The organism is Streptomyces sp. NPDC046866, from assembly GCF_040704625.1.
In the GTDB taxonomy this organism is placed as follows: Bacteria; Actinomycetota; Actinomycetes; order Streptomycetales; family Streptomycetaceae; genus Streptomyces.
The window spans coordinates 1-3,693 of the sequence record NZ_JBEYXN010000062.1; the positions used below are offsets into that span (position 1 = coordinate 1).

Here is a 3,693-nt window from a genome sequence, read left to right on the forward strand (position 1 = left end):
CCGACGCCCCCATCATCACCACCGACGCACGCCACCGCGCCGACGCCAAGAGCGCCCTCATCACCCTCGTCGAACACGCCCTCATGGCCCGCCTGAAGTAACGGGTTCGACGTGCTGACGGGGAGGGCGGGCTGTGTCGTGCGACACGGCCCGCCCTCCTCGTTCATAACGTTTCGACAGAGAATTGGCCTTCTCCGGCCACAGGGTGCGTTCGACCGGTGTCGCTGTGCGCACAACCCGCCCCATTTTTGCCGCTGCTCGCTCTTTATGTCCGTTTTACGTACGGCGGGCGGCTCCGGGAACGGCCGATTCCAACTGTTTGGAACACGGCCGTTCACCGTGCTGGAATTCAACCAACTAGCTAGTAGCACCGCCGAGAGGTTGTTGGTCGAGTGAGGCGAAGCAACTCGAGCCCCGCGGATGAATCCGCGCGCGGCAACTTCACCCCGCCGCAGCGCGCGGCCGCGTCGCCCGCCGACGCGCCCGTGGAACCGCAGGCCAAGAGCGGCAGCACCAGCAGGCTCTCGCCCCGCAACTGGCGCGTGGCCACCCGTCTGAACGCCATCCTGCTCCTGCCGGTCCTCGTCGGACTGGTCATGGGCGGCTTCCAGGTGAAGGGCTCCCTCGACACCTGGAACGAGGCCAAGGACGCCGAGAAGACCGCGCGCATCGTCCAGGCGGCGGCGGAATACGGCCAGGCCCTGCTCAACGAGCGCGACCTGACGGCCGAACCGCTGCTGAAGGGCGACACCAAGAACGAGGCCGTCGGCAAGGCCTACGAGGCCACCAACACGGCCAAGGAGAAGTTCGCCCAGGCCGTCAAGGACCTCCCGAAGAACCAGGGCCTGGAGCGGCGCCTGGACCTCTTCCGCCAGGAGGAGCCGAAGCTGGAGACGGTGCGCTCGCACGCGTACCAGACCCAGGAGACGGCCAAGAAGGCCCCCCCGAGCGCTTTCGGTCCCATTCCGACCGAGGACGGCTACCTGCTCGTCCAGCACTACCTGATGCAGTTCTCCAACGAACTCGGGCTCGGCACCGGCAACGTGACCAGCTACGGCCGCATGGTCTACGCGATCGAGCTGGCCAAGGCCGCCGAGTCGCTCCAGCGCGCCATCGGCACCCACCTGCTGGTCCGCCCGAACGAGGACGAGAACGTCCGCAAGGCCCAGCTCGTCGCCTTCTCCTCGTACGCCTACCTCGAGGAAATCGCGATCGGCGAGTACGTCGCCGCCGGCACCGAGGACGACACCAACCGCCTCAAAGAGGTGATGGCGAAGAAGTCCCAGGAGTCCGCCGCCAAGCTCGCCGCCGCCAAGTCCCAGGCGGAGCAGGCCGGCACCCCCTTCAAGGTCCCGGCCCCGGTCAACGGCTCCGTGCTCACCGCCATGACGGACGGCATAGCCAGCGGCGAGAAGCCCGCCGTCCTGGCCAAGAACGGCATCACGCCGCTGAGCTGGCAGGCCGCCGCCACCGGCAAGTTCGAGGGCTACGCCGAGGTCGAGAGGGAACTCCTCGACAAGGCCGTGAAGGACACCGTCGTGGTCTCCGACGACGCCCGCAACGCCGCCATCTGGACCGGTGCGGTCGTGGTCGTGGCCCTGCTCGTGGCGTTCATCCTGGCCGGCATGGTGGCCCGCCAGATGAGCCGCTCGATGCGCCGCCTGCGCGGTGCCGCCTTCGACGTCGCCGAGCAGCGCCTGCCGATGCTCGTCGACCAGCTCTCGCGCACCGACCCGGGCAAGGTCGACACCCGTGTCGCGCCGATCCCGATCGACTCCCAGGACGAGATCGGCGAGGTCGCCCGCGCCTTCGACCAGGTCCACCGGGAAGCGGTCCGGCTCGCCGCCGAGCAGGCCCTCCTGCGGGGCAACGTCAACGCGATCTTCACGAACCTCTCCATGCGCAACCAGTCGCTGATCGAGGGCCAGCTGAGCCTGATCACCGACCTGGAGAACAACGAGGCCGACCCGGACCAGCTGGAGAACCTCTTCCGCCTGGACCACCTCGCCACCCGCATGCGCCGCAACGGCGAAAACCTCCTCATCCTCGCGGGCGAGGAGCCGGGCCGCCGCTGGGACCAGCCGGTGCCCCTCGTCGACGTCCTGCGCGCCGCCTCCTCCGAGGTGGAGCAGTACGAGCGCATCGAGCTCGCGGGCGTCTCCGAGGCCGAGATCCACGGCCAGGCCGTGACCGACCTCGTGCACCTGCTCGCGGAGCTCCTGGAGAACGCCACCACGTTCTCCTCCCCGCAGACCAAGGTCCGCGTCAACGCCACGCGCCTGCCCGACGGCCGCGTCATGGTCGAGATCCACGACAAGGGCATCGGCCTGACCGCCGAGGACTTCGCGGACATCAACCACAAGCTGGCCAACCCGCCGACCGTGGACGCCGCGATCTCGCAGCGCATGGGCCTGTTCGTGGTCGGCCGCCTGGCGGACCGCCACAACATCCGCGTCCAGCTGCGCCCCTCGGGCGAGGCGGCCGGCACCACGTCGCTGATCATGCTTCCCGACGCCATCACCCACGGTGGCGGTGGCGAGGGGATCCCGGACGACGAGTTCACCGTCTCCTCGATGATCCCGCAGCAGCAGGCCGAGAACGCCGCTCCGCTGCGCACGGCGGCCGAGCTCGGGTTCGACGACTCCCGCTACGAGAACCAGGGCGCCGAGGGCGGCCTGGACCCCGTGGGCCGCTCCCTGGGACACCAGGAGCGCCGTGCGGCCCTCCAGGCCCAGCTGAACTTCCCGCAGGGCCAGGAGGAGTACTCCGAGCAGGAGTATGCGGAACCGCAGCCGGAGCACGGCTACCAGCAGTACCCGGAGTACGAGCAGCAGCCCGAGCAGGGCTACGACGCCCCGTACGACGCCCGCCAGGCGCATGCGGACGGCCAGGGCCACGAGGCGTACGAGGCGTACCCGCAGCAGGAGTACGGCTATCCGGAAGCGGGCTACCAGGAGCCGCAGCAGGACGCCCAGGCGTACAACGGCAGCTACGAAGCCCAGGCCCAGCACACGGAGTGGCCGGAGCAGAACACCTACTCCGGCGGCTACCAGCAGGGCTACGGGACCGAATCGGAACCCCCTCTCGCTCCCGAACCCGCCGCGGACCGCGTAGGCTTCGACCGTCCGGGTGCCGCTGCCGACACCGGTCACGGTATGACCGGAGCGGGCCTGCCGCGCCGCGGCAGCCAGCAGCAGTGGCAGCCGGCGCAGCAGGAAGCGGAGTCCCCCGGTTCCCTCTTCGAGCAGCGGCCGCAGCGACAGCAGCAGCCCGCCACCCCGGAGCGGGCCCCGGAACAGGACGAGGCGACCGGCTCCGGCTGGCGCTCGAAGAACGACGAGCGCTGGCAGCAGGCCGGCAAGCTCCGTGAGCCGAAGGCGGGCGGGGTGACCTCGTCCGGTCTGCCTCGGCGGGTGCCCAAGGCCAACCTGGTCGAAGGCTCTGCGGAGACCACCCCGCAGGGCGGCCCCCAGGTCTCCCGCGCTCCGGAGGACGTCCGCGGCAGGTTGAGCAACCTGCGGCGGGGTGTCCAGCAGGGACGCAGCGCGGGTACTGAGCAGTCAAGTAACAGCTATGACCAGGAGCGTTAGTGTGAGCCCGATGAGCCAGGCGGCACAGAACCTGAACTGGTTGATCACCAACTTCGTGGACAACACCCCCGGGGTGTCCCACACGGTGGTGGTCTCCGCCGAC

2 protein-coding genes and 1 pseudogene are annotated in these 3,693 nt (G+C 69.6%); all 3 read left to right on the plus strand.

Annotated features, from left to right (window positions below):
- Positions 1 to 101 (plus strand): annotated as a pseudogene (locus AB0953_RS35320) (ATP-binding protein); the annotation flags it as partial.
- Between the two features lie 291 nt (positions 102 to 392).
- Positions 393 to 3,590 carry a nitrate- and nitrite sensing domain-containing protein gene (locus tag AB0953_RS35325; RefSeq protein WP_366863700.1) on the plus strand — a complete coding sequence of 1,066 codons (3,198 nt, stop codon included), beginning with the start codon at positions 393 to 395 and terminating at the stop codon, positions 3,588 to 3,590.
- On the plus strand, positions 3,574 to 3,693 hold a 120-nt coding region (locus AB0953_RS35330; RefSeq protein WP_360880696.1), incomplete at its 3' end, for a roadblock/LC7 domain-containing protein. The genes AB0953_RS35325 and AB0953_RS35330, both read left to right, overlap by 17 nt.